This window comes from Candidatus Centipeda massiliensis (assembly GCF_900290285.1).
GTDB lineage: Bacteria > Bacillota > Negativicutes > Selenomonadales > Selenomonadaceae > Centipeda > Centipeda massiliensis.
This window is the reverse complement of record NZ_LT985766.1, coordinates 1-807: the sequence shown is the minus strand read 5'-3', so window position 1 is coordinate 807 and position 807 is coordinate 1. Positions and strand designations below refer to the sequence as shown.

1 pseudogene is annotated in these 807 nt (G+C 59.2%); it reads left to right on the top strand.

Annotated features, from left to right (window positions below):
• Positions 1-807: pseudogene (locus C8273_RS12580) on the top strand (hypothetical protein); the annotation flags it as partial.

Genomic DNA, 807 nt, shown 5'->3' with positions numbered 1-807 from the left:
ACGCGATTACTGTCAATGGAAACTATGACGCAGTGTACGGCGGTCACACGTCGGGAACGAGTGACACGGCGGCTCAGAAGAAGCACAGCCACGACAACACGGTCACCATCACGGGCGGCACGCTCGGCACGGTGTACGGCGGTTACACCGACAGTACAGACGGCACGACGAACGATAACACCGTGAGCCTCGGCGACGGAACGCATCCGCTTGCACCAAATACAACGGTTGCAGCACTCTACGGCGGCAACAAGACCGCTGCTGGCAACACGCTGAACGTCAACACGTCGGCGACCGTCGGCACGATTGGGAACTTCTCGAATGTTACGTTCAAGGAGAATGCGACACTGCGGCTGCAAGCGGCAGGTGTGAAATTCGACCTTGCTGCAGTAAAGGCAGACTTTGCTGCGACGGCGCAGGAAAAGACGCTTGTGGAGAGCGACAATGCACTGGAACTTGCGGGCGGCAAAACATTCTGGACGGATCTGAGTGCGGACGGTACGAAGGAAACGAACATCGAGGCGCGCAGCGGCAACAAGGAGATTGTGCGCTACGGGTACACCTTCAAGGATGCACAGACGGCAACAACCGTCGGTGCAGAAACATGGGGCGGCCGCTCGAAGGCGGGCAATACGACCACGGGGAATGAGATCACGCTCAGCAGCGGAACGTACACGAATGTGTACGGCGGCTGGACGAGCGGCGCGGGTTCGACGGCAGACAGCTCCAAGCAGAAGGACAGCACGCTGAATAAGGTCACGATTGGCGGGACTGCGGCGATTAGCGGCACAGTGTACGGCGGTCTGA